Below are 23,014 nucleotides of genomic sequence, written 5' to 3'. Positions count from 1 at the left end.
GGAACTCTTCGGGATACGGCTTCGGCATGGGGGACATCCTTCCAGCGAGGAGCAATCCTCACAGGTCAGGAGTCAACCAAACCGAGGGCAGTCCCATACGAAATGCTCGGTGGTGTCCGCCCAACCGTCACCTCGACCGGGGCGGCCTACTTCTTCGACCTCGTAGGCGGCGAACGGTGGTCAGAGGTCGGTGCGCGCTGGGGGTGAGCGTCGGAGCGGTGCTGCCGATCTCCGCGCCCAATGCCTCCTAATTCGGCCTCTCGGGCGTTGCCGTCACCGTCGGTAATTCCACGGACCGTGTACTCACCGAGGTGTTTGTGGGATTTAAACCGGAGATGCTCTCCATTACCTGGATGTCGAATACCTGGATATCGAAAATAGGTACGTGCATAGGTAGATTTCCCGTCGCCGATTGCGCGTTCTCGAACGAGGCTACGGGGGACAGATCGCACACTATTGCTCGGGGACACCATGAATGCACAGCAGCGACAGCGAAGTCATCCCGGCACGATCGCGGAGGAAGCACTCGCCGCGACCGCGAGGCCTGGGCCAGGAGGTGACGGCCGACGCATTGACGTTGGCGTGGTGCATCGACGGCAGTGCCCCGACCGGAGACCGGCATTGTTGGCCCTTGCCGAGTGCGCTCGGCTGCCGGCCCAAGGTGATGTGCACGTGCGAATCTGGTTGGGCAGAACAGCGTTCGACTACCGGGCAACTGTCGCGGCGGCAGCCAATTTTGTTGATGATTGCCGCCGAAGGCATTGGTGTGCTGTCGAACTGTTCCTGCATGAGACCGAGGAATCTCTGCCCGCAACGCGCTTGCCGAACGAACGATTGTTCCTATGTCCGCAACCACTTCGGCAGGACGTGTAGCGGCGCGGGTGATCTCAGAGTCCTGGGATGCTCCGCGACCCATGCCGCGATATGTGAGCGCGAGGACAAGCCGAGCTTGGTGAGATGTGTTACCGGGGAATCTGAGAACTCGGTGGCTGGTCGGCGTGTGATTGCTGGTATGTAGAGGGACTCCTGGTACAACTCGGGGTTACCACACCGTCCTGTCGTAATCCGAGAGCCCCTGCGCCAGGGGCGCTTACCTGTTCGTGTTCGTCGCGCTCAGCCCACGGTGAGTCGCCGAAGTGTGCCCGTTCTACCATCCTCATCGCTGACCGACACCGAGTGGGCGCAGGCGCAGGACACCACCGCCCCGCGGGACGCGGCGTGAATTTCGGCAGCAACGGCTCGACCAGCTCCCACAGCTCGTCAGGCTCTGATACTGCAACGATGAGGGTTGTGGGTGGCCTGAGCGCCTGCGGTGCGCGGACCATCGGTTTTCAGGCGTGGGGTACCCGCTGGTCTGTCCAGATTTTCCACTGCATGCGGAATTCGTGCGCCACGACTGCACAACCACGGACATGCTCGCGCGGTGGCCGACAAGCATCGGCATCGGCACGCCGTAACACTCAGCCCTGCAAGTTATCTCACGCCACAAACCGACCATTCGTGATGGCCGCGCGTAGCACCACCATCACGAACTACGGCTGGCATATCAGACCCGTGCCAGCGGAAGCTCGGACGGGTAACGGAAGAACCGGCCCTCGGGGTCGTACTTGCTCCATAGCTCCTCGAGACGCGCGGCGCTGTCTGGGTGCAGTACGGCCATCGGATGGCGAAACAGGTTTGAATCCCCGACGTATCCGCCGCCGATAGTGTACCGATCGATACTTTCCACACTGGCGGTGTGCCAGGCAATCATTTCTTCGTCTTGCGACTCGTGTTCATAGCCGGCGTAGACCTCGATCAAGGTCTCGGAGAACAAACTGTACGCAGCGTTGGGATGTGTATGTTGTAGCCCGGGGATCAGCCAGACGCTCGACCGCGCAGTGGGCAACGAATCGATGATGGCCTTGGTGTCGCGCCACAACTGGGGGTCATCCTGATCGCTGAGGAACACGTTGTCGGTGAGGTAGCGGTATCCCTCAGGGTGGAGCAGGCTGAACAGCCCATACAGCTCTGCGATGGAGCAGGGTTGCGCCGGTTGCCACAGCAGGGCCGAATCAAGGCCTGGGGCGGTTCCCAGTGGAGCCATCAATGCTTTCGCGTGTTCGATGTCATCTGCGAAGACATATGTGGTCACCATCAATACCGTGTCATCGCTATCCGATAGCGGGTTCCTGCCTGCGATGAGCATCGCGGGACACCCGGCTTCCATGAGCACCTTGTTGGTTTCGAGATACCAGGGAACCAACTCGTCGTACGCTGACAGGGGATGTACTTGGATCGCCCGCGCGACAACGCCGGGCATCGGTCGCAGATCAAGGTACAAACGTGTCACGGCGGCGAAGAATCCCGAACCACTCCCGCGGGCCGCCCACAGTATCTCGGAATTCTCGTCGTCGGTGGCATGCACAGTTTCGCCATCGGCAGTGACGACGTCAATCGCCCGAAGACTGAATGCGGCGGGGCCAACGTCGGAGGAATAGGACGTGAGACCAGACCCACCGCCCAGAATGAATCCGGCGATGCCCACACTCGGGCAGTGGCCCGTGGGGAAATAGAGATTATGCTTCGACAGTGCCGCTGCCAACTCGTCGGCGTGGACGCCGGGCTCGATAGTCGCTGTCATCGATCCTGGATCGACCTCGATCGCTTTGAGCCTTGACAGATCCAGAAGGAGGCCATCGTCTCGAACAGCGTTACCCACCCAGCTGTGCCCACCCGACCGGATTCCAATAGACAGCTTCTCCGCGCGGGCCAACTCGACGGCGCGTACGACGTCGTCACGACTTCCTGCCACCACGATCACGGCGGGTTTTCGCTTGGGCTTGATCGCATTCCATACTGCGGCACGGCGTGCCTTTTCATAACCGCTGTCGGTGATGCGGTAAACACTCCCGTCAAAGGTAGTCAACGGATATCTCTTTCCTGTATTCGGTGTATCGGGATAAAATCCGTGCTGTGTAACGCACCGGAGATCACCATTCAGCATGTGAGCGGCGCGGGCTGAGCCGCCACCTCCTTGGCGTCTGTGGGTCGTGTAGCAGGTTCGAATCTGCCTTCGGCAGCAACTATTCACGGCCCCAGGCGAGGCCCCGGTGTGGCCAGATAGCGGCCAATGCCGGGGCAAAACAATCGGCAGGTACCGGTCGAGGTCCAGCTAGCTACTCGCCGACAGCGCTGAGCGCACGGGCAGCCTCGGTGGTGTCAAAGTATTCGCGGAACAGGACCAGCTTACCGTCCCTGAATCGCGTGATCGTGATGTAGTTCTGGTCGTAGTTTCCGGCGGAGCCGTGATATTCCAGCAGGACGGCATCTTCCTCCGCCAGCGGCATCACACGGACGTCGCTGAAGGTCAGCCCCGGCAGGACGCCCGCCAGGTTCGCCAGAAATTGCTCGGTATTCTCACGCCCGGTCACCCGCTCTGGCCAGCCGAGCGACGGCGCGTAGGGAAATTCCAGCACCAGATCGGGGTGCGCGTTGGCCCAGAAGAAGTCCATGTCCTTGCCGATCGCCTCCAGCATCTTCGCCGCGAGCTCCGCAATACCTTCACCGCTACGTTGCATGATCGAGAGTCTGCATCCAATCTTCACCAAAGTCAATGGACAATGCATGCATGTTCATCTGCGCGGCGCACCACTGCCGAGGCGCGCCCATGTCCACACCCCCACAGCTGGAAGGCAACAAGGAGCACGACCAGTCCCAACTCCACCCCAACGACCCTGAACTCTGCACAGGCCTCGAACGGCATGCTCGTATGCATGAATGTGACATATGGACAAGCCCTGCATCCAGGCATATGCTTGTGCCACGTGGCGCCAACCGGGCGGCCGAGTCGCCCGGAGGCCCAGGAGTAATGAGCTCAAGGGAGAGACAATGATCCATCACCTGTCGATCGAGGCGGAGGACCCCGAGAACGTGGCCAAGGTTCTCGCCGAATTCATGGGTGGGGCCGTCCTGCCATTCCCGGTGCACCCGGGAGCCTTCATGGCGTTCGCCTGCGACGAGCACGGCACCGAGGTGGAGGTCTACCCAGCTGGAACCCTACTGGTGCCCGGGACCGACGGCACGGAGTTCGAGAGGGCGCCGTCCCCCGATAGAACCGTCACCCATTTCGCTCTGAGCGTTGAGCTTTCGAAAGAGCAAGTATTCAAGATTGCGGAGAATCAGGGCTGGCATTGCCAGTGGGTGAACCGCGTCGAAGCGTTCCCGCTGATCGAGGTATGGCTCGAGAACAAGACGTTGGTTGAGGTGCTTGTTCCCGAGGAGGCGGAAATCTATCTCGATGTCACGCGCAAGATGGCTGAGCGCTTGTCGCAGGGCCTTGATCCGATGGCGCAGGAGCAGTAATAGTGAGTCTTCCCAGAATCGGGCGTTACGCCCCGGGCTTCGACATGCTCTCCTTCGAAAAGCCGCCCGTCAGAACCGAACCCCGGATGGTGGTGCTGGCCGCCGAGGACGGCGCGACCTCCAAGGGCATGTTGTACAGCGACGGCAGCGAGAAGACCGCCATCTGCGTGATCCACCCCCGCGCTGATGTCAGCCGGCACTACACGATCGCACCGCTCGTCGACGCGGGCTACGCGGTGCTCGCCCACCAGAGTCGCTGGCCCAACAACGACGCCATGGCCAGCCACGAGGTAGCGCTGCTCGACATCGCGGCTGCTGTTACCGAACTCCGCCGACGCAACTTCGAAAAGATCGTATTCCTCGGCTACAGCGGCGGAGGGCCGCTGTACACCTTTTACCAGGCGCAAGCGGTTGCGTCGCCGGACAAGCGCCTGCGGGAAACAGCCGCTGGGGATCCTTTCGATCTCAGCCGATTCGAGCTGCCACCGGTGGACGGGTTCGTCTTCATGGGCGCACACCACGGGGCCGGCAAGACGTTGATGGCCAGCATCGACCCGTCTGTCCTGGACGAGGGTGATCCGCTTTCGGCCGATCCTGATCTCGATATGTACAACCCGCGCAACGGATTCAAGTCGCCACCGCAGTCCAGCCAGTACTCCGCGGAGTTCATCGAGCGATACCGCGCTGCACAGAGCGCGCGAGTCGCCCGAATCGACGCCATTGCCCGGTCCTATATCGAGGAACAACGCCACTACCGTTCCATAGCCGAAGACGAGAGCTTCACGCGGCTCAGTGATAGCGAGCGGGCATTCGTGCTCAGGCGTGCGGTGGTGGGCCGCATCATGTCCGTGTACCGCACCGACGCCAATCCCGTGTCAACCGACCTCACCCTTCAGCCCAGTAAACGGAACTACGGCTCGCTGTTGTCGGCGCTTCCCCACTTGGGCAATTACACCGATCAAGGCTTCGCGAAGTACCTCACTCCGCGGGCCTGGCTCAGCCAGTGGTCGGGCCACAGCTCACGCTGCACGCTGCTGGACAACTTGCCGTCAGTGACGGTTTCGACCATGGTTCTGTGCTTCACCGGCGACAACGAGGTCCAACCCCAGCACGCACAGGCCGTATACGACAGCTCTCCAGCCTCCGACAAGTCGATCGTGAACGTGGACGGGGATCACTTCGGCTTCCCGCTGCCCTCCGTGGCTGAAAAGGACCCCCGGGGTAGGGCGATGTCCCATGTAAGCGAATGGCTCGGAGATCGCTTCGCGCGCCGATAGCGTCGATTCGATCGGCCTCATCAGCCCTATAGCGTGTTGTCGCCGCCGTTCGGAGAGCGACTCCAACGCCATTTGTAGAACGAAATCGAGGAGGCGCCGCGCGTGCAGGCGGTGGTGATGAATCAGTACGGATCACCTGACGTTCTCCGCTTACAACAGTTCCCGGACCGGAAGCCCGGTCCAGGATGGGTCGAAGTCGACCTGGCGGCGAGTGCGCTCAATTGGCACGATGTGCTAGTGAGGCAAGGTGTGTTCAAGTCACCGCTGCCTCACGTGCCAGGAGCAGACGGATGCGGATATCGGCGGGACACCGACGAGAAGGTCATGATTGTGCCCTCTCTGTTCTGGGGTAACCGAGAGGCCGCACCAGGCTCGGACTGGGAAATCCTGGGTGACTATCGTCCAGGTACCTACGCCGAGCGTGTGTGCGTCCCAGAGGAGTGCCTGGTGCCACTTCCCCGCGGTTGGAGCATTACCGAGGGCGCCGCGTTACCACTGGTGGGCCTGACGACCTATCGTGCGCTGTTCACCCGAGGCCGTTTGCACAGTGGCGAGTCGCTGTTGGTGCTCGGCGCCAGCGGCGGCGTGGCCACCACCGCCGTTCGTCTCGCGGTCGCGACAGGAGCCCGGGTAGTCGTCACGTCCGACGACCCCGACAAGATTGCGGCGGCCATCGAACTCGGCGCGGCGGCGGGTATCCCACACGCAGGTGATGATTGGACGTCGAACGCGCGGGCGCTCACCGCCGAAAGCCAAGGGTTTGATCTCGTACTCGACTCGGTTGGCCGATGGTCGGAATCCATTGCCTGCCTTCGTCCCGGTGGTCGTTGCGTGGTGCTGGGGTCGTCGGCATCCCCCACTGCCACACTTGAACTTCGCCCCTACTATTTCGGCCAGTACGAGTTGATCGGAACGACGATGGGCAGCCCGGCGGACATGCGAAATCTGCTGGCAATGATTGACAGCGCCGCAGTTCATCCGCCCGTCGTTGACCGCGTGTTCACCTTAGCCCAAGCTGCCGACGCCCACTCCTATATGGAGTCAGGGCGGGCTTTCGGCAAGATCGTTCTCGACCACCGTTGACCAGCGCCCGATCCGGCAAGCAACCGTTGTTTCGGAGCTGGGCCGATACGGCCGCCGTGGTCGGCTACGCGCTGACGCGAGCCTGTAGGTGACCGGTCAGCCCAACGGCCGTGGCGCTTCGGGTGACACCGCTGGCGCCAACCTGGTGCGCACGCGTTGGCTCCATCCATCACTCGCGAAGGGTCCCCGCCTCGCGTTGACCGTTCGGGGCCTCGATTCGGTTGCCAGGCAATGATTTTCGCGGGTCGAGTGCAATGTCCAGATCGCGCAACCGATCGTCGATGAGCAGCCAGTACTCGGTGGTCAGGTGGTCCAGAAGGGCAGTCTCGGTGGTGTCGTGGTGTTCCAGCAGCCATCACACCGAGGCGTCCACCAAGCCGAGCAGGTTCACCGTGCCACCGGGCACGACCAGCACGTCGAAATCGTCCACGGAGACCTCGTGCACCGACATATCCGGTTCACGCCAATATTCAGCAAGCGGTGGGTTCGCCATTCTACGCGAAGCTGAACGAACACGGTGACACCATCCCCATGAATCTCGACATCACTCTCCGAAACTAGCGGCGCAAGTATCGCGTCCCGCGCCTGCGAGAATGCGAGGACCGAAAGGAGAGCCCATGGCACGACCACGCCGACCGCTGCTGACCCGCGATCGCATCATCGACACCGCCCTGGTCGACGCCGAGGGCCTGGCCGCTGTCTCCACGCGGCGCCTGGCCACCGAGCTGGGCGTGCAAGGCCCGACGCTGTACAACCACGTCCGCACCAAGGACGACCTGATCGACGCCGTCGTGGACGCCGTCCTCGGCGAAGTCGACATCGCGATGTTCGAAGGATTGTCGGCCGAGGATCGGGACTGGCGCTCGGCACTGCGCGATTGGGCCCGTTCCTACCGCACCGCCATGGCGGCACACCCGCACATCGTTCCCGCCTTGGCGAGCGGTCCCGGTCATCGACCCAACGCGTTGCGCATGGCCGACGCGGTCTTCGGCGGCCTCGTCGCGGCGGGCTGGCCGCGCCGCGAGGCCACCGTGAGGGTTCGATGCGGGTGTAGCGGGGTGTTCTGGCACCGGGCGCGGCCCGGTTGCAGCTGGTCGACGGTGTTTCTTTGCTGCGTCCGGACGAGCAGGTGTTCACGGCGATGCTCGACGGCTGGGGTAAACCAGCAGCTGGCCCGGAACTTGGCGTTCTCGACGATCAACTCGCGGGAGAAGGCGGTGCTGACGTTCACCACGCACGCGGACAAGTTCCCGTGGGTCTGGAGTTCGCAGATGGCCGACGAATAGCTCGGCGACCTGCGGGCTCTGCGGAATCTGAAGCGGTCGACGTTGCGCAACTACCAGAACTTGATCAGCCTGTTCTGCGCTTACCTGGTCGATCCCGCCGACCAGTGGGTGGCCGAGTGCGAATAGCGGTTCGGCACGCACCCGATCCAAGTGATCCACGAATGGAACACCGCCGTGCACGTCTAGGAGGCCGAGGCCGACGTCGGCAAGCGAGCGTTCACCCGCGACGAGTTGCAGGCGTTATTCGACTACGTCGGCGCCCAGATCGAAGAGGTCCGCGGCCGCAAGGGCTGGCTTCCGGCGTTCCGGGATGCGGTCCTGTTCAAAACGGCATACGCATTCGGATTGCGCCGCAACGAAACCCGCATGCTCGACGCGGTCGACTTCGGCCGCAACCCCGAGGGCACGGAGTTCGGCGACTACGGGGTCGTCTACGTCCGCCACGGCAAGGCCAAGAAGGCCTTCCCGCCGAAACGGCGCAGCGTGCTGACGGTCTGGCCGTGGTCGGCCGAGATCCTCGAGCAGTGGAACGAGGAGGTCCGGCCGTTGCTGCCGACCGCTGCCCAAGGCGCGTGCTGGCCCTCCGAACGCAGCACCCGGATCGGATTCACCCAGATGAACACCCGCTTCGCCACCTACCGCGACGCGGTCGGCCTGGATGCCGCGCTCGATTTCCACTCACTGCGCCGCTCCTACGTCACCCACCTGATCGAGAACAGCTCAGATCCAGGGTTCGTCCAGGAGCAGGTCGGCCACGAGCACGCGACCACGACCACGCTCTACACCTGCGTGTCCTCGGACTTCCGGACCCGGGCCCTGCGCCGGGCGCTGGACGCCACGATGGACGCGATCCTCAAGCCAGCCGGGAGGGCACGATGAAACGCCAGATCAGCTACCAGTGGCGGCTGCGTGAAGTGATGGCCACCCGAGGCATGTTCGCCGCCACCGACCTCGAACCCCACTTGCACGATCGCGACATCAAGCTGTCCTCGATCCAGGTCTGACGCCTGGTCACGCAAACCTCGGAACGGCTGTCCATGCCGGTGCTGGCGGCGCTCTGCGACATATTCGACTGCACCCCAGCCGATTTGATCGCCACCAGAGCCGAGAACGTCGCGCCCCGCAAGACCGCGGCCGCCGGCGCGAACGTCGTCGACATGGCCGCCACGATCCGGCCCAAACGAGCCCGCATCCGACCCGAAAGATGAGCCTGCCGTCCACCCGTGAGCAGCTCGAACGCTGGCAGAAACGCGACTGCATTCGCTGCGGCTGGCACGCCTACGTCGCGGCCTACTGGCCGGACGGGGCCCGTGCTGCCGCACCTGCAGTGATCGCGCGCTGCGGGTCCGGGGCTGCTGCCCGGGCTGACTACACCACCGCCCACCGGCACCGCGAGCACGCCGGCGGCACCTGGAGTCGCTACGCACCAGGCGACCACAGCCGTTGATCGCTACAGGCCCAGCACACCGGAATACCGACTACCTGAGTACCGGCCCCTGCCAGTCGGCGCCCCCTGGACGTCTGACCCGCTGCGGCATCGTCCTCGATCACGGCGATACGCCACGGATGCTGCGGTTGACGTCGAAGCAACCGTCAGCGGCGCCGGATTCCGCGCCGCTGGCCGCTGCCCCTGAACGGTGTCTCCGGTTCGGTTATCGGGCGGTGCAGCGGACCGCTCCGCACGTTAATCGCTGTCAGGGCCACGTACCCCAGTCGACGCAGATCTGCTCCCTTCGGCGATCCATGCCGCGATTTGAGCGCGTGAGGTGAATCCGAGTTTGGTGAGGATGTGTTCGACATGCCCACCGGCGGTCCGATGAGAGATGTGCAAACGCATGGCGATGGCCCGATTGGTCAGGCCCTCGGCTACCAGACCGGCTACCTCCAGCTCTCGGGCGGTCAGCTGCGCCGAGAGCCCCGATCCGTGAGTTGTGGTCCGGTGTTGCTCCCCTAGCGCGTAGTCGATTGCGGCGTCGAGATCCAGCAAAACGCCTTGATGGTAGGCAGCCTCGAATGCTTGCCGACCGAGCGTGTGACGTGCCGCCCGTTCACAGTCCTCGTGGTGGACCGCCAGGTTCGGAAACAGCACTGCTGAGATGCCCGCCGACTGAGACAGTGTCTGGGCAGCGCCCAACAACACCGCGGCGCGGCGCGGTTCGTCCTGAGCTCCCACTACCCAAGCCAGTGTTTCCAGAGCCATCGCGGCCACCAGCGAGTCTTTCAGTTGATTGATGAGCTGCAGCGCCTGCCGCAGTAGCTGCAGCGCACGGTCGCGATCGCCCCGGCGCCACGTGGCGACCGCCGTTACCCACAAGGCATATGACCGATGGACGCAATCGCCACACGATTCGGTGATCGCGAGCAACTTTTCTCGATACGAGATCGCTGTGGCGTCGTCCCCCTGCAATTCATGCGTCCAGAATAGCCAGAGAAGCACCCAGTACTGCCCGTAGGCGTCGTCCCGCGCAGTGAACGATTCGAGGGCGGCTTCGAGGGGTGCGCGGGCGCGGGGAAAGTCGCTTTCGAAGACCCTGTGGACGCCTTCGGCGAGGTCGGCAAACGAATGCACGATCGGGTCCTCGCTCGTTGTCGCGAGCGTCCGCGCCTGCACGACCAGTGCGGACGCCGCGCGGGGACCCTCCTGGAGATCGGCTACCAGGCTGGCGAGCCACAGTGCCTTGGCATGTACCGCTGTGTTGGTGGTGGGACTGTCTGCGAGCGCACGGTCGAGCCAGTGCCGTGCCTCGCCGGTTTGTCCGTTGGAGAGCCAGAACGGTTGCAGGGCGGCCGCGAACGACAGTGCAGCGTCGGATTCTGTCTCCGTGTCGATGAGACAGAAGTTGAGGGCCTCGCGCAGATTCGGTTGTTCGCGGTCGAGGCGGCTGATCCAATCGAGCTGTCGGGCGCTCATCCAATCGGCCTCGGCGCGTTCGGCGAGCTCGCGGTACCAATCTCGGTGTCTGCGCCGAATCTCGAGGTGCTGCTCGGCTTGGTCGAGTTTTTGACGGCCGTAGTCGCGGATCGTGTCGAGTAGGCGGAACCACACTACCGAGTTCGATTCCTCGCGGATCAGGATGGATTTGTCGACCAGGGCGGTGAGCACGTCGAGCAGCTGTCCCGCTGCGAGGTTGTCGCGGCACACCTGTTCGGCGGCGTCGAGTTCGATGCTGCCGGCGAAGACCGACAGTTGGGCCCAGACCCGTTGCTCCAGCGGTGTGCACAGCGAGTAGCTCCAGTCGATGCACCAGCGCAGGGTCTGCTGACGGCTCGGCGCACTACGGCTGCCGCGCGTCAGCAGCGCGTATCGGTCAGTCAGCCGTACCAGGATCTGTTCGGGTGACAACGTGCGTAGCCGGGCCGCCGCCAGCTCGATGGCCAACGGCAACCCATCGAGCTGGCGGCAGATCGCGGCGATGGCGGCGATGTTGTCCTCGGTGAGCGTGAAATCCGGAACGGCGGCGGCGGCCCGTTCGACGAACATGGTGACCGCGTCGTAACGAGGTGCGCCCCGTGGCGACAGCAGCTGATCAGGATCGGGAACGGTCAGCGGCCGCACTTGCAGCACCGCCTCCCCATCGACGTTCAAGGCTTCGCGGCTGGTCGCGAGAATCCGAAGCTTCGGACATGTCCTCAGCAGTCTTTCGGCAACCTTCGCCGCAGCGTCTACGATCTGTTCGCAATTGTCGAGCACCAGCAGCAGCTGTCGGCATGCCAGGTAGTCGATCAGCACGTCGAGTACCGGCTTTCCTTGCGGGCGTAGCCCTATGGAGGTGGCGATCACTCCGGGCAGCAGGGCACCGTCGTGTATTTGCCCGAGGTCGATCAGCCAGACTCCGTCAGGGACGTCCCGCCGCGTACCGGCCGCCGCACGCAAGGCCAGGCGCGTCTTGCCTACCCCGCCGATTCCGGTCAACGTCACCAGTCGGGAGCTCGCGAGCAGGCTCTTGGTCTCGGCCAACTCGGTGTGCCGGCCTACGAAACTCGTGAGCTCCGGGGGGATGGACCCTCTCGTGCTGATCAGCGACCTGAGAGGATCGGGACCCCGCCCTGAGTGCTCGGTGGCCGGGGAGATCAGGGGAATCGGGATGGCCGCCTGTTGTTCTGCACCTGGTTCTGCTCGTACCGCCATCTCCGTGACCGGCAACCCGCGCTCGACCTGCAGCTGCTGCAGCTGCTCGCCCAGCACCTCCGCTGAGGGTCGCTGCTCGGGGCTACGGTCCATGGCGTGCTCGATCACCTGCGAGAGGCCTTCGTCGACGCCGTGATCGCGCAAGTTCGGGGTCGGCTCCGTGGTGATCCGCAGAAACTGGGCTACCACCTGCTCACCGCTGCGCCGCTCGAAGGCCGCATGCCCGGTCAACACGGCGAACAACGTCGCGCCGAGCCCGTAGACGTCCGCCGCGGGCGTAGGTGCCTGCCCGGCCAGTACCTCCGGCGCGGTGAACGCCGGCGACCCCGCAACGATGCCGGTCGCTGTGTGGAACCCGTCGGGGATGCGCGCGATCCCGAAGTCGGTCAGGGCCGGCTCACCGTAGTCGGTGATCAAAATGTTGCTCGGTTTCACGTCTCGGTGCACGATGCCGAACCGATGCGCGGTCTCGAGGGACCCGGCCAGCTTCACCCCCACCCGCAACGCCTCCACCGCCGACAGCGGACCGTGACGGCGTATCCGGGCGTCGAGAGAACCCTGCGCACAGTACGGCATGACCAGATAAGGCAGCTCAGAGATGGTGGCGCCGACCTGCAGCACGCCCACGATGTTCGGGTGCCCGCTCAGCCGGCCCATCGCCCGCTGTTCCCGGACGAACCGCTCCCGGTTCCCCGCATCCTGATCGGCGGTGAGCACCTTGACCGCCACCGTCCGGTCCAGGACGACCTGATTGCACCGATACACCACACCGAACCCGCCACGCCCGATCTCCTCGGCGTCCGCGAACCCAGCGGCTGCAAGCTCTGCCGTCACCGTCGGGATTACGTGGCGTTGAGTTTTCGACGGATCGATGTCGCCCATACTCGGGTCCTGCTCTGTGATGCACCCTAGAGTACCGCCCGCTTGTCGCCGGTGGGCTAGCTCTTTCGTGACGCTTCCAAGCTGGCTCAGCCCACTTCGACGGCGGAGCGCTTGGGGCGATGGCCGGTAGGTAGATAGATAGATAGTAGGTAGGTAGGTAGGTAGGTCGACCCTGCGCCCTTCGACCGATGAACACCGCCCGGCTTTCGACCGTGATCATCGGCGCCGGCCCCGCCTGAATCACCGCCGCAACCTCCCGTGACGGCGCCGGGGTGATCGTTGCGACCGGCTGTGAGCCGATTCTCCAGCCCACACCCGGCGTTGTCCTTCCACGCCCTTTCGCCATCACCGGATGCTCACTCCGTGACCACTTCGTCGTGCGTTTGACCGGCGATCACCCCGCCCGCGAACAGTTCATCGATCTGCTCGGCACTGTAACCGAGCTTTGCCAGGATCCCTACGGTGGACTCACCGACCAGTGGCGCTCGCCCCCAGGCACGCGGCGCACACCATCGGCAATCACCGGGGTGTTCACGATTACCGGCTCGCCGTGGCACCCCACGTCCTGGGGAGCATCCCGCGCTCCTGGAACTGGGGATCGGACAGAACCGCGTCAATCAAGCGCTGCTGCAGGATTTCTGCCAGCGCGGAACGGTGACGGAACCGCTCGTACTCTGTCACGAACCGCTCGTCATTGGATAGATCGACGTCCAGCACCTTGCACAACCGCGGCCACAACCGGTCAACAACGACGCTCTCGCCGGGACAATGCACAACGAAGTCGTCGGCGATGACTCATGCGAGGATGTCGATCGCCGAATCTGTACCGTGGGAGTCGCATAGAGCGAGAGCCGCATAGATCTATTCGAGCAAAGCTGTGTCGGGATGGTCACTGATAAACATAACGAGCCCTTCTGCAAGATCGAGCTGGCGGGCCCGCTCCGCATGCCAGCCGACCTACGGCGGTCACGATCACCCGCACGGAACGCTATGGACGCCGAAATTCGCTCGCCGTAGCGCAACCAAAGGCCTCCCCCGCGTCAAAACGTCGTACCTGCCGCAGACATGCTGCGGCAGGTACGACGACTCCAGGCTCACCGACCTGTTGCTCGCGCCAACAACTCGTATGCCGACGAGATCGCGACGATGTACCTCGATCGTCCTGCGAAGGTCACTCTGCGGCGTCGACGGACGCGAGCCAATCCTTCGATGTCGCGACCGTCGCTGCCCACGGGGCGGTCAACGCCGTCATTAGCGCATAGTGGACCGACTCGTTCGGATCCACACACAAGTCGCTGAGAACAGTGACCCGAAATCCTTGTCCCGGGCGTCGACCACTGTGCCGAGCACGACTCCGCCGGTCGAGGTCCCGGCCAACGCGATGGAATCGATGCCCGACGACCGCAGGACCACCTCCAAGTCGGTGTTGGCGAAGCCGCTGACCCGGGAAGCCCGGATGACGATGTCCCTGGGCTCGGGACGGAGCTTGTCGTGAACCGAGTTCGAGACGCCCTCGATGAATACCCCGGCGGATTCCATCCGTTCACGGCGCGGGCTGCCCGGCACCGGCTCCGAGTACCCGGCGCGGAAGCTGATCGTCACGTAGATCACCGGGATGCCCTTGGCTCGAGCCTGACGGGCTACCGCCGCCAGCCGCTCGAGGTAGGTCGGGTCGGTGGCGAGATCGGTGATCGGGGCTTGGATGTGCCCGAGTACGAGGGCGGTGCGAGATGCGGTCTGACTGGTCATTGGTGATGCAATCCTTATCTGCTGTTGGGCTTCTGGCGAGCGAGTTCAAGTCGATCGCCGACGGCGGTGGCGACGCTCCGACACAACTCGGGCGAACGGAGGTCCTGGAAATCAGTGAGCAGGGACGCTCCGTTGCGCCCGGGGTCTAGTCCGGGAGGACGGGCCATGAGCAATGCGTGGGTGTGTTCCTGCTTGTCGCCGAATACGGCGACGTAGACCTTCTCCGTACCGACGACCTCCTTCAGCGCCCGTGTCGTGTCGCCGAGTACCTCTCCGAACTCACGGAGGGCTTCGCGATCGACGACATCGAATCCCGCGGTGTGCGTCCGGGCCCACACCAGCAGCCAGCCGGGCACGCCGCGGTGTTCGGCCGGGCCGACGGACCAGTGAGCGGTGCGGTGCACGAGGCCCTGACCACCAGAATGTTCGGTCTCACAGAGTGCGCAACCCGCGGTGAGGCTCATCCGACGCTCGCGACGGCATTGTGCAGGATTCCGATCCCGGACACCTCGACCTCGACCTGGTCGCCTTCTTGGAGGTATGTCGGCGGTTCCATGAACATGCCGATCCCGCCGGGTGTGCCGGTGACGATGACGTCACCAGGCGCGAGTGTGGTGAACTTCGTCGCGTAGGCGATCAGCTCAGGAATATCGAAGACCATTGGGCAACGGCGCCGACTGGCGTATCTCGCTGTTCACGCGGGTCAGGAGGGTGAGGTCCGAGACGGACGCGACGTCGTCGCGCGGCACGAAGTACGGACCGAACGCGCCCGTACCAGGAAAGTTCTTCGCCAGGATCCACTGCGTGGAATGGCTCCGCCAGTCCCGGGCGGTGAAGTCGTTGTAGCAGGAGTATCCTGCGACGACGGACATGGCGTCGCTTTCGCTGACATGGCGGGCTTCGCGGCCGATGATGACCGCAAGTTCTCCTTCATAGTCGAAGGAGTCGGTAGGTCGTGCCGCGGCTTGCCCGTGACCGATCTGAGTGTCGGCGAACCGCGTGAAGATCGTCGGATAGGCGCCGGAGTTCCTGCCCGCCTCCTCGGCATGCGCGCGGTAGTTGAGGCCGACGCACAGGATCTTGCCCGGGTCAGGGATCAGCGGCAGGAACTCAATTCTCGTCGATGCGGTGACGGGCGGCGCTCTCCGGTACGTGGTTCGGGACGGCACCCAGGGCGATCGCCTGTTTCAACGACGCTGCGACCGCTAACTCGCCACTGCCCAGATCGACGAACGTAATCGGCGCCGAGTGCGCCCCAGGTCTCGTGGTTCGCGATCTGGTAACTCAGAAACTTCATCGGTCTCTCGTTTCTTCGACATAACGTCGATAGGTTGATCGCTCGGTCAACATGCGGGTGCCGGGGCCTTCGGTGCCATCATCCGCGTCACCGCTTCGATCGCCTCATCCCATGGCATCCGCTCGTCGAGCAGCCCAGCGGACTTGGCTACAACCCGCGGATGATTCACGGCCACCAACCCGACGATCCGTGTCCCTTGTCGATAGACGGCAACGAACGAGGCCGGCTTGGCTTGGTCTGTGAGCAGCCGTACCTCGTCGACGGGTGAGGTGTGGCCGAGCATTTGAATGCGGCAGCCATGGACGTGGCGCATGAAGTACGGTTGAGGGAGTGCTGGCGGCGCACTGGTGTCGGACGCGATCACATGCGCGACGGCGTCGCCTGGATCGGCGGCGGCGGTCCAATGCTCGAGCCGCACAAGTTCTCCGCCCGGACCGCCGGGCCAGCGCGCCACGTCACCGAGGGCGAACACTCCCGCGACGTTCGTCTGAAACCAGACGTTGCACAAAACGGCGCGATCGAGGGCGACTCCGGAGTCTTCGAGCCACGCGGTGTTCGGTTACACTCCGGTGCCGGCGACGACGAGGTCACCGCGCACACAGCCACCGTCAGCGAGCTCCACCACCAGTTCGTCGCCTTCGCGCCGCACCCGGTCGACCTGCCGGTCGTAGAGGCCGTTCACTCTCACTTACTGCTGGACTTCTCGGAGCCGGTCGGCGATCTGCTCGCCCAGCGCGAGCGCGAACGGACCGGACCCGAGCGCGACCATCGTGGTATCGAGCCCAAGGTCTCGACCGGCGCTGGCCACCTCGCAGCCGATGAGGCCACCGCCGATCACGATCAGGCGGGTCCGGGTGTGCAGCGCACGACGCAATGCCCGTGCGTCATCCAGGGCGCGGAGGACGTGAACGGTCGCGTCGGGGTCGACCGTGAACGGCACGATCGGCGTCGCCCCGGTAGCTATCAGCAGCGCTGAGTACGGCTGCCGCCCTTCGGAGGTGACGAGTTCGGCGCGTTCGGTGTCCAAGGCGGTGACGCTGGTGCCGAGCCGTACCTCGATGCCGAGACGAGCGAGGCTATCAAGGGACCGCAGGGCGATGCCGTCTCGTGGCTCGATCTCGTCGGTAAGCAGGTTCTTGGACGGGGCGGTGCGGTCATATGGCGCGTGCAGGTCCGCGTCAAGCACCACGACCGGGGTATCACTCAACGAACGATACGTCTCGGCCGCGGTCGACTCGTACGTGCATGCTCAGTTCCTCCTCAGAAAATCAGTCGCAGATGGGCCGGTGCGATGACGGTCGCGTCCATCTGCACCGCCCGCTTCGCGAGCTTCAGTTCACCGTCGACCTCGCGCAGGATGTCCCGCCGCCCGGGCCGGTACGAACACGGGCGGATCAGACTGCCGAACGAAACTCAGGAGCACGTTCGAACGCACCGTGTACGTGTCCGGTTCGCCACCGGGCACCGCGCGGGTGCCGGTGACAAACCGCCGGACGCGCTGGGCAGGGTTCTCGCCCCACGCGAACTCGACAAGCTCGGGCGTGTATCTCACAGCCCACAGGTTCGCCAACGACTCGCGGGTTTCGTCAACAACCAGGGTGCGCTCGGACCACGCCGACCCTGATGGGTTGTCAGGTGTGAATGTCGTGGGGATCTGGTAGACGAATTCGTCGGCCAGAAACGCCATCCACTCGGTGAAACGCCGATCGTCGAGTAGCTCGGTCTCGTAGGAATAGAAGTCGATAATGCGTGATCTCAGCTCGGCATCGAGCTGCACTGTTCGCGTGCTCATTGGTTCTTTCTCCCAGTCCGGTCAGTGGATGGTGCGGCCACCGTCGACCACCATGACACTGCCGGTGATGTAGCTGGCCTCGTCCGAGGCGAGGAACACCACAGCCTTTGCGATCTCGCTCGGTTCGGCGCCGCGGCCCAGCGGGACGTTGCCGAAGGCCGCACCTGCGGCGCGGTCGAACATCCGCTGGGCACCGGGGGTGAGCTCGTGCAAGTCGAGGATGGCTGAGGAGTTGGCGCGGAAGTTGGTGGTGGTGATACCCGGCGCGACCGCGTTGACGCGTATGCCACGCCCCCCGACCTCGAACGCGATCTCCCCCGTCATGCTCGACACTGCGCCCTTCGAGGCTGTGTATGCGACGCCTCCGCCGCCGGCGACCAAGCTGGCCGTCGAAGAGATATTCACGATCGCGCCGGACTCGACAGTGAGCATCTCCTCGAGAACCGGTTTGGTCATCAGTGCGGTGCCGCGGACGTTGATGTCGAAGACACGGGTCCAGACCCGGTCGTTCAGCTCCTCGATCGGGGTGTACTTGTCATTGATACCGGCGACGTTGATCAGGATGTCCACGCGGCCGAAGCGATCGATGACTTCACCGACGGCACGGTCCACCTCGTCGGGGTTGCTGACATCGCAGCCGATCGGCAGCCCGTCGACGGCCTTTGCGCCCTGGGGGTCGTAGTCCAGCAACGCGACTTTAGCGCCCTCGTCGTGCGCAACCAGCGCGGTCGCCCGTCCGATGCCGCTGCTGGCGCCGGCGACGATCACGATCTTGTCCTGAAGCCTGCCCACACGGGTGGTCGTGCTCATGAGTTCTTTCCCTCTGGTCCGAACGGGGCGCTCAACAGTTCCGAGAAGAACGCGCCGGTCTGCCAGGAGATCGCCTCGAGATGCGGGGCGTCCAAGCGGACGTTGTAACCCAGGTTGGGTGAGTAGATTTTGAGCCGCTCGCTGTTCCTGGTCATTACTTTGCGGATCCAGGCGGCACCGAACTCGTTGACGATTGCCAGCGCCGGGCCTACTTGCTCGTCCTCGGTCGGCGCCGTCGGAGACATTCTGGCCGGTCACGAGGTGACGTCCGATCCATTCGGAGCCTCGTCGATGTCGTTCATCCGCCGAGACCACTCCGAGAACAACGATCGGAAGACGACGTCGTGGAGGTTGCCCGGGTACATGTCGCCGGGCCACGTGGTGTCCTCCGTCGGCAGCTCCGGCAGACCGCTGTAGTCGTGATCGGAGTCCAGGCCCTCTAGGTCATACCCGTCCAGTTCCGCACGTCATCGATCCCGAGCACCCCCCGACGCCCAAGGCCCGCACGAACGCCCGCTGCGACAGACGTTTCCACTCGACCGAGGCGTTCTTGGGTACGAAAACCCACTTGTAGATCTCGGTCTCGGTGGCGGAGATGGGCACCCAAGCCCGGATATGCATCACCATGACCGGGGCAGCGTCGTCTCCGACGTAGGCATAGCACAACTGCGCGAAGGAGAAATTCGGAAAGACGCTACCCATCAGTTGGAACGACCGGCTGGCGATGTCGGCTTGCTCGGGGGGTCAACCGCTCCACGAACTCCGGCCACAGATGCTTTTCGAAGCCGAAGAACGTCGGCTGCGGGTCGGCGGCGAGAATCATGGTCTTGCCGCCGTGTCCATTCTTCGTCGAGAACTGATACGTCAGGAACTTCTCGTCGGTGTCCCGCCACACGGGCTCGCCCACACCGAGCTGAGCGGCCTGTCCGACCAGGGCGCCAGGGGCGACCACGCCGAGGTCTAGAACGGTCTTGTGCGTGACAGCGTTGTGGTAGTCATCGCCAGTCCAGTTCTCCGCCCCCGTCTTCCAGTTGAAGTGGCCTCGACCGCGCGTGGGCCGGCCGACAACCTCCATGTCGCACTTGCCGAAGACCGGCTCGATATACTACGCAATATCACCGAGGTACTCGGCGAAGGGCGGCGCCTCCTGATCGAAGGTGGCGAACACCAAGCCACAGAACACCTCGACCCGAGCAGCACGCAGGCTATTGGCGGCGCGGTCGATCCCGTCGGGGTACAGCGTCGCCCGCTCAAGAACTCCACGCAGAGCGCCTTGGTTGGTGTAGGTCCAGCCGTGATAACTGCACCGGAAGTGCGAGGTGTTCCCGAGGTCAGCCCCGCACAGTTGCGCGCCCCGGTGCCGACAGGCATTGAGCAGCACACGGATTTCCCCGCCCTCGGACCCAACCACGATGACCGGGTCGCCACTTAGAACTCTGGTGACGTAGTCGCCGGGCTCCCACGGTTTGCGACGCGCGGCCCGGGATCATGGCCGACGTAACCGCACGATGCGCGAACAGAAAGGCGTCGAAGCAGTCTCCGCGGTTCGGTGGCCACTCGACGTAGTTTACGGTGCGCCAGGGCACCTGTGGTTTGATCAGCTCGGTCTTGTACTGCCGATGCCGCGAAGCTGGGCGCTTTGACCAGTCTCAAACGGCACCTCGATGAGCGGCTGCGGGGGTCGATCTATCGGATTGGGAGACGACAGCTCTGAGTAAATGCGCCGCGATGTGGGATAAATTGAAGCCCAAGCGGTTTCCCGCTATAATCGCGCTGACCGCGCCGCAGGGAAGCGGCTCACACTGGCTCACGAAAGGGAACTATCTGTTCCGTTGCAATACGGGCGGGCGGCCACAACTGGGTCGACAATGCTTTCCACGACGGCGGGCAGTTGTCGGGCTTTTCCCGGCTGATTGACGATCGAAATCGATCGCAGGACAGGGCCTCGGTGGTCCTCGTGCGCACCCCGGCGAGTCGGCGGCTGCACTGCCGCAACACGGCCTCTATGTTCCCGGGCAGCCATTGCCCCGTGGCAACCGGGGATTCGTCCTCCGGGATGGGATCGGGTTCAAGGCGGCCATATTCTGCGGGCGGCGTTCAGCACGCGCAATCAATATAGCGACCACTGACGGGCAGTCTGCACATCAGAAAGAAAGAGTTGAACTGAGGGCGAATGACCAGCTCACCGATCAAGGCCTCGGGACCGCGCGTCGCATTGTATGCCCCCGAATTCGCTGCCGATCCACATCGCGTATACCGAGAGATGCGTGAACGCTATGGTTCGCTGGTTCCGGTCGACCTCGCGCCCGGAGTATCCGCGACCCTGGTGATCGGCTACCGAGCTGCGGTGCAGATATTGCACGATCCCGAGCATTTCCCGGCCGATCCCCGCATGTGGCAGAGGACTGTCCCGGCAGACTGCCCGGTACGGCCGATGCTGGAATGGCGACCGACCGCGAGCCGCAGCGCCGGGATGGAGCACGCCCGGTACCGGCGGGCCACCGTAGCGGCAATCGAGGGCCTCGATCTGCACGGTCTGCACACCACTGTGGAACGCATTGCCATCCCGCTGATTGACTCCTTCCGTGAAGCAGGCACCGCCGAACTGATTGAGCAATACGCCTTCCCCCTTGCCTTTCAGACCATCAACGTCATGCTCGGCTGCTCGCCGGAAATCGGTCGACGAGCCGCCGCCGGCGTGACGGCGGTATTCGACGGCGTTAATGCTGAGCAGGGAAATGCGATGCTCGGCGAAGCCATGATGGAGCTAGCTGCCCTTAAACGCGCTACCCCCGGCAACGACATCACCACCCGGCTGCTGCAACACCCTGTCGGGCTCGACGATTCTGAAGTCATGCAGCAGGTGATTCCGATGTACGGGGCCGGGGTCGGTCCCTTGGTGAATCTCATCGCCAACACCTTGGTGCTGATCCTCACCGATGAGCGATTCGCCGGGGGTGTTCTCGGCGGGAGCTTGTCGACACGGGATGCCCTTGATGAGGTGCTGTTCCAGGATCCACCGTTGGCGAACTTCTGCTTCAGCTATCCTCGGCAGCCTGTCTTGATCGGCACCGTCTGGCTGCCCGCTCACCAGCCGGTGGTCATCAGTATGGCCGCGTGCAACAACGATCCCGAGATCAGCGGAGGCGAACGTACAGGCAATCGCTCGCATCTGGCGTGGGGTTCCGGACCGCATGCGTGTCCTGCCCGACAGGCCGCGTACCTGATTGCCCAGGACGCCGTCGACCAACTGCTCGATGTCCTCCCCGAAATACGGCTGGCAGCTAGCCCCGAGAAGCTGATCTGGCGCCCCGGACCGTTGCACCGGGCGCTAACAGCCCTACCTGTAACCTTTCGCCCATCTCGACCATAGGGTGATAACGGGCGATCTGCATCACCTCATACCCCGCCCAGCAGGCCACGTCGAGCCGAAAGTGCGCCCGCCGCGCGGCCTGCCCTGCGCTGACCCGTCTGCCTCAATCCGCAGTTGACGGAAAATCGCATCTGTCGGAAACGTCGATGTCTGAAGCGGACGCCGTACCCTGCCGCCTCTACGCCATGAGCCAGAGCAACTGTCAATGGACATCGGAACAATGGCTCAGGCACAAAGTTGTTGATGCCCTGACGATTAGAGTCGGTTGCGTGGTAATCGATCATGATCCGAGTGCGCTGATCTTGATCTGAAGACGCTGCTTCCGCGTCTGGCCAAACCTGAGCATCGAACAGGCCACCCGCCGCGGAGCGGCTTTACGGATCCACGCCAGCATCGCTGGGCAGGCCGCGTCGTGTCCGGGCTGCACGTGCTGGTCGGATCGGGTGCACAGTCGCTACCAGTGGCGTCTGTCCGATGCCGCAGTCGGCGGAGCCGAGACGCTGATCTGCCTGTGGGTGCGCCGGTTTCACTGCGGCAACACCTACTGCGCGCGTACTATGTTCGCCGGGCAGGTTCCCGATCTGACCGCATTCCCGGCGGACTCCGCTGATGCGCAGCACGCTCGAGCGGATCGCGTTGGCGGTGGGTGGCCGCCCCGGCCAGCGGCTGACCCCACCACTTGTCCGTGTCGGTATCCAGGACGACCCTGCTGCGCTTGATCCGGGCACTGCCCGTGCCCCACCCCGGCACGGTGACCGCATTCGGCGCCGACGACTTCGCTTTCCGCAGAGGCGCGAACTATGGCTCCGTCCTGGTCGACATGCACACCCATCGGCCGGTGGACCTGCTCCCGGACCGATTGAACGACATGAGCCGTCCCCAGTGAATGCGACCACTTGATCCGGCCCCTGGAAAGTGAGCCAGGGTTACGAGAGCTGAGACTCGGGCTGGATGGCGTGCCACAGCGTCTCATACTCGTCAGGGCTGAGGTG

At 63.9% G+C, this 23,014-nt stretch carries 24 protein-coding genes and 2 pseudogenes; 9 read left to right on the top strand and 17 right to left on the bottom strand.

Annotation, left to right across the window (positions count from 1 at the left end):
- Positions 1–1,546 precede the first annotated feature (1,546 nt).
- Together ACIA5H_RS36315 and ACIA5H_RS36310 are read right to left on the bottom strand one after the other, a co-directional pair.
- Positions 1,547–2,908, bottom strand: a complete 1,362-nt coding sequence (locus ACIA5H_RS36315) for an FAD-binding oxidoreductase (protein ID WP_397080730.1) — start codon at positions 2,906–2,908, stop codon at positions 1,547–1,549.
- Between the two features lie 250 nt (positions 2,909–3,158).
- A complete protein-coding gene (locus ACIA5H_RS36310; protein WP_397080728.1) occupies positions 3,159–3,560 on the bottom strand; it encodes a nuclear transport factor 2 family protein in 402 nt (133 codons plus the stop codon).
- A 310-nt stretch (positions 3,561–3,870) separates the two neighbouring features.
- Here ACIA5H_RS36310 and ACIA5H_RS36305 point away from each other — a divergent pair, with 310 nt between their 5' ends.
- From ACIA5H_RS36305 to ACIA5H_RS36295, 3 genes are all read left to right on the top strand, one after another.
- On the top strand, positions 3,871–4,344 hold the full coding sequence (locus ACIA5H_RS36305) for a hypothetical protein (protein WP_397080726.1): 474 nt from the start codon (positions 3,871–3,873) through the stop codon (positions 4,342–4,344).
- A gap of 2 nt (positions 4,345–4,346) precedes the next feature.
- Positions 4,347–5,621 (top strand): alpha/beta hydrolase, encoded by a 1,275-nt coding sequence (locus tag ACIA5H_RS36300; RefSeq protein WP_397080724.1) that lies wholly within the window; start codon positions 4,347–4,349, stop codon positions 5,619–5,621.
- 102 nt (positions 5,622–5,723) lie between these two features.
- Complete coding sequence (locus ACIA5H_RS36295) at positions 5,724–6,704, top strand: zinc-binding alcohol dehydrogenase family protein (RefSeq protein ID WP_397080722.1); 981 nt, start codon at positions 5,724–5,726, stop codon at positions 6,702–6,704.
- 355 nt (positions 6,705–7,059) lie between these two features.
- On the opposite strand, the gene ACIA5H_RS36290 is transcribed toward ACIA5H_RS36295, so the two are convergent.
- Entirely contained in the window at positions 7,060–7,197 is a 138-nt protein-coding gene (locus ACIA5H_RS36290; protein ID WP_397080720.1) for a hypothetical protein, read from the bottom strand.
- A gap of 124 nt (positions 7,198–7,321) precedes the next feature.
- On the opposite strand from ACIA5H_RS36290, the gene ACIA5H_RS36285 reads away from it, so the two are divergent.
- The 4 genes from ACIA5H_RS36285 to ACIA5H_RS36270 all read left to right on the top strand — a co-directional run bounded on the left by ACIA5H_RS36285 (position 7,322) and on the right by ACIA5H_RS36270 (position 9,198).
- Positions 7,322–7,990, top strand: coding sequence for a TetR/AcrR family transcriptional regulator (locus ACIA5H_RS36285; RefSeq protein ID WP_397080718.1), 669 nt, complete (start codon positions 7,322–7,324; stop codon positions 7,988–7,990).
- 231 nt (positions 7,991–8,221) lie between these two features.
- Positions 8,222–8,869 carry a tyrosine-type recombinase/integrase gene (locus ACIA5H_RS36280; protein WP_397080716.1) on the top strand — a complete coding sequence of 216 codons (648 nt, stop codon included), beginning with the start codon at positions 8,222–8,224 and terminating at the stop codon, positions 8,867–8,869.
- Positions 8,866–8,994, top strand: a complete 129-nt coding sequence (locus ACIA5H_RS36275; RefSeq protein WP_397080714.1) for a hypothetical protein — start codon at positions 8,866–8,868, stop codon at positions 8,992–8,994. Before ACIA5H_RS36280 ends, ACIA5H_RS36275 begins: the two co-directional genes overlap by 4 nt.
- 3 nt (positions 8,995–8,997) lie before the next feature.
- Entirely contained in the window at positions 8,998–9,198 is a 201-nt protein-coding gene (locus tag ACIA5H_RS36270) for a helix-turn-helix domain-containing protein (RefSeq protein WP_397080734.1), read from the top strand.
- A gap of 476 nt (positions 9,199–9,674) precedes the next feature.
- On the opposite strand, the gene ACIA5H_RS36265 is transcribed toward ACIA5H_RS36270, so the two are convergent.
- The 14 genes and pseudogenes from ACIA5H_RS36265 to ACIA5H_RS36200 all read right to left on the bottom strand — a co-directional run.
- Positions 9,675–13,001: a protein kinase gene (locus ACIA5H_RS36265; RefSeq protein WP_397080712.1), complete on the bottom strand. Its 3,327-nt coding sequence runs from the start codon at positions 12,999–13,001 to the stop codon at positions 9,675–9,677.
- A gap of 537 nt (positions 13,002–13,538) precedes the next feature.
- On the bottom strand, positions 13,539–13,718 hold the full coding sequence (locus ACIA5H_RS36260) for a hypothetical protein (protein ID WP_397080710.1): 180 nt from the start codon (positions 13,716–13,718) through the stop codon (positions 13,539–13,541).
- 534 nt (positions 13,719–14,252) lie between these two features.
- Complete coding sequence (locus ACIA5H_RS36255; protein ID WP_397080708.1) at positions 14,253–14,750, bottom strand: cysteine hydrolase family protein; 498 nt, start codon at positions 14,748–14,750, stop codon at positions 14,253–14,255.
- Between the two features lie 14 nt (positions 14,751–14,764).
- Positions 14,765–15,154, bottom strand: coding sequence for a hypothetical protein (locus ACIA5H_RS36250; RefSeq protein ID WP_397080706.1), 390 nt, complete (start codon positions 15,152–15,154; stop codon positions 14,765–14,767).
- A 56-nt stretch (positions 15,155–15,210) separates the two neighbouring features.
- Positions 15,211–15,411: a fumarylacetoacetate hydrolase family protein gene (locus ACIA5H_RS36245; protein WP_397080704.1), complete on the bottom strand. Its 201-nt coding sequence runs from the start codon at positions 15,409–15,411 to the stop codon at positions 15,211–15,213.
- Positions 15,392–15,919 carry a fumarylacetoacetate hydrolase family protein gene (locus ACIA5H_RS36240; RefSeq protein WP_397080702.1) on the bottom strand — a complete coding sequence of 176 codons (528 nt, stop codon included), beginning with the start codon at positions 15,917–15,919 and terminating at the stop codon, positions 15,392–15,394. Before ACIA5H_RS36240 ends, ACIA5H_RS36245 begins: the two co-directional genes overlap by 20 nt.
- Before the next feature lie 174 nt (positions 15,920–16,093).
- The gene (locus ACIA5H_RS36235) at positions 16,094–16,360 is read right to left on the bottom strand and encodes an oxidoreductase C-terminal domain-containing protein (protein ID WP_397080732.1); all 267 of its coding nucleotides are present in this window, start codon (positions 16,358–16,360) and stop codon (positions 16,094–16,096) included.
- A gap of 84 nt (positions 16,361–16,444) precedes the next feature.
- Positions 16,445–17,266, bottom strand: a pseudogene (locus ACIA5H_RS36230) (NAD(P)/FAD-dependent oxidoreductase); the annotation flags it as partial.
- A gap of 117 nt (positions 17,267–17,383) precedes the next feature.
- Positions 17,384–17,824, bottom strand: coding sequence for an aromatic-ring-hydroxylating dioxygenase subunit beta (locus tag ACIA5H_RS36225; protein ID WP_397080700.1), 441 nt, complete (start codon positions 17,822–17,824; stop codon positions 17,384–17,386).
- Positions 17,825–17,860: 36 nt separating this feature from the next.
- The gene (locus tag ACIA5H_RS36220; RefSeq protein WP_397080698.1) at positions 17,861–18,649 is read right to left on the bottom strand and encodes an SDR family NAD(P)-dependent oxidoreductase; all 789 of its coding nucleotides are present in this window, start codon (positions 18,647–18,649) and stop codon (positions 17,861–17,863) included.
- The gene (locus ACIA5H_RS36215; protein WP_397080696.1) at positions 18,646–18,894 is read right to left on the bottom strand and encodes a dihydrodiol dehydrogenase; all 249 of its coding nucleotides are present in this window, start codon (positions 18,892–18,894) and stop codon (positions 18,646–18,648) included. The genes ACIA5H_RS36220 and ACIA5H_RS36215 overlap by 4 nt, the downstream gene beginning before the upstream one ends.
- A gap of 199 nt (positions 18,895–19,093) precedes the next feature.
- Positions 19,094–19,351, bottom strand: a complete 258-nt coding sequence (locus ACIA5H_RS36210) for a hypothetical protein (protein ID WP_397080694.1) — start codon at positions 19,349–19,351, stop codon at positions 19,094–19,096.
- Positions 19,344–19,724, bottom strand: a complete 381-nt coding sequence (locus ACIA5H_RS36205; protein WP_397080692.1) for a hypothetical protein — start codon at positions 19,722–19,724, stop codon at positions 19,344–19,346. Before ACIA5H_RS36205 ends, ACIA5H_RS36210 begins: the two co-directional genes overlap by 8 nt.
- A 30-nt stretch (positions 19,725–19,754) precedes the next feature.
- Positions 19,755–20,096: pseudogene (locus ACIA5H_RS36200) on the bottom strand (Rieske 2Fe-2S domain-containing protein); the annotation flags it as partial.
- Between the two features lie 726 nt (positions 20,097–20,822).
- Here ACIA5H_RS36200 and ACIA5H_RS36195 point away from each other — a divergent pair.
- Together ACIA5H_RS36195 and ACIA5H_RS36190 are read left to right on the top strand one after the other, a co-directional pair.
- A complete protein-coding gene (locus ACIA5H_RS36195; RefSeq protein ID WP_397080690.1) occupies positions 20,823–22,022 on the top strand; it encodes a cytochrome P450 in 1,200 nt (399 codons plus the stop codon).
- Between the two features lie 685 nt (positions 22,023–22,707).
- Positions 22,708–22,908 carry a hypothetical protein gene (locus ACIA5H_RS36190; RefSeq protein ID WP_397080688.1) on the top strand — a complete coding sequence of 67 codons (201 nt, stop codon included), beginning with the start codon at positions 22,708–22,710 and terminating at the stop codon, positions 22,906–22,908.
- Positions 22,909–23,014 lie beyond the last annotated feature (106 nt).

Source organism: Nocardia sp. NPDC051900, from assembly GCF_044452545.1.
Taxonomy (GTDB): domain Bacteria; phylum Actinomycetota; class Actinomycetes; order Mycobacteriales; family Mycobacteriaceae; genus Nocardia; species Nocardia sichangensis.
This window is presented reverse-complemented; position numbering and strand designations above follow the sequence as displayed.

Bases quoted from the DNA above. Each gene is read 5' to 3' on its own strand.
- ACIA5H_RS36310 (WP_397080728.1), bottom strand. From the start codon at position 3,560: ATGCAACGTAGCGGTGAAGGTATTGCGGAGCTCGCGGCGAAGATGCTG.
- ACIA5H_RS36305 (WP_397080726.1), top strand. From the start codon at position 3,871: ATGATCCATCACCTGTCGATCGAGGCGGAGGACCCCGAGAACGTGGCC.
- ACIA5H_RS36290 (WP_397080720.1), bottom strand. From the start codon at position 7,197: ATGGCGAACCCACCGCTTGCTGAATATTGGCGTGAACCGGATATGTCG.
- ACIA5H_RS36285 (WP_397080718.1), top strand. From the start codon at position 7,322: ATGGCACGACCACGCCGACCGCTGCTGACCCGCGATCGCATCATCGAC.
- ACIA5H_RS36275 (WP_397080714.1), top strand. From the start codon at position 8,866: ATGAAACGCCAGATCAGCTACCAGTGGCGGCTGCGTGAAGTGATGGCC.
- ACIA5H_RS36265 (WP_397080712.1), bottom strand. From the start codon at position 13,001: ATGGGCGACATCGATCCGTCGAAAACTCAACGCCACGTAATCCCGACG.
- ACIA5H_RS36255 (WP_397080708.1), bottom strand. From the start codon at position 14,750: ATGACCAGTCAGACCGCATCTCGCACCGCCCTCGTACTCGGGCACATC.
- ACIA5H_RS36245 (WP_397080704.1), bottom strand. From the start codon at position 15,411: ATGGTCTTCGATATTCCTGAGCTGATCGCCTACGCGACGAAGTTCACC.
- ACIA5H_RS36235 (WP_397080732.1), bottom strand. From the start codon at position 16,360: ATGCGCCACGTCCATGGCTGCCGCATTCAAATGCTCGGCCACACCTCA.
- ACIA5H_RS36220 (WP_397080698.1), bottom strand. From the start codon at position 18,649: ATGAGCACGACCACCCGTGTGGGCAGGCTTCAGGACAAGATCGTGATC.
- ACIA5H_RS36215 (WP_397080696.1), bottom strand. From the start codon at position 18,894: ATGTCTCCGACGGCGCCGACCGAGGACGAGCAAGTAGGCCCGGCGCTG.
- ACIA5H_RS36210 (WP_397080694.1), bottom strand. From the start codon at position 19,351: ATGGGTAGCGTCTTTCCGAATTTCTCCTTCGCGCAGTTGTGCTATGCC.
- ACIA5H_RS36205 (WP_397080692.1), bottom strand. From the start codon at position 19,724: ATGGAGGTTGTCGGCCGGCCCACGCGCGGTCGAGGCCACTTCAACTGG.
- ACIA5H_RS36195 (WP_397080690.1), top strand. From the start codon at position 20,823: ATGACCAGCTCACCGATCAAGGCCTCGGGACCGCGCGTCGCATTGTAT.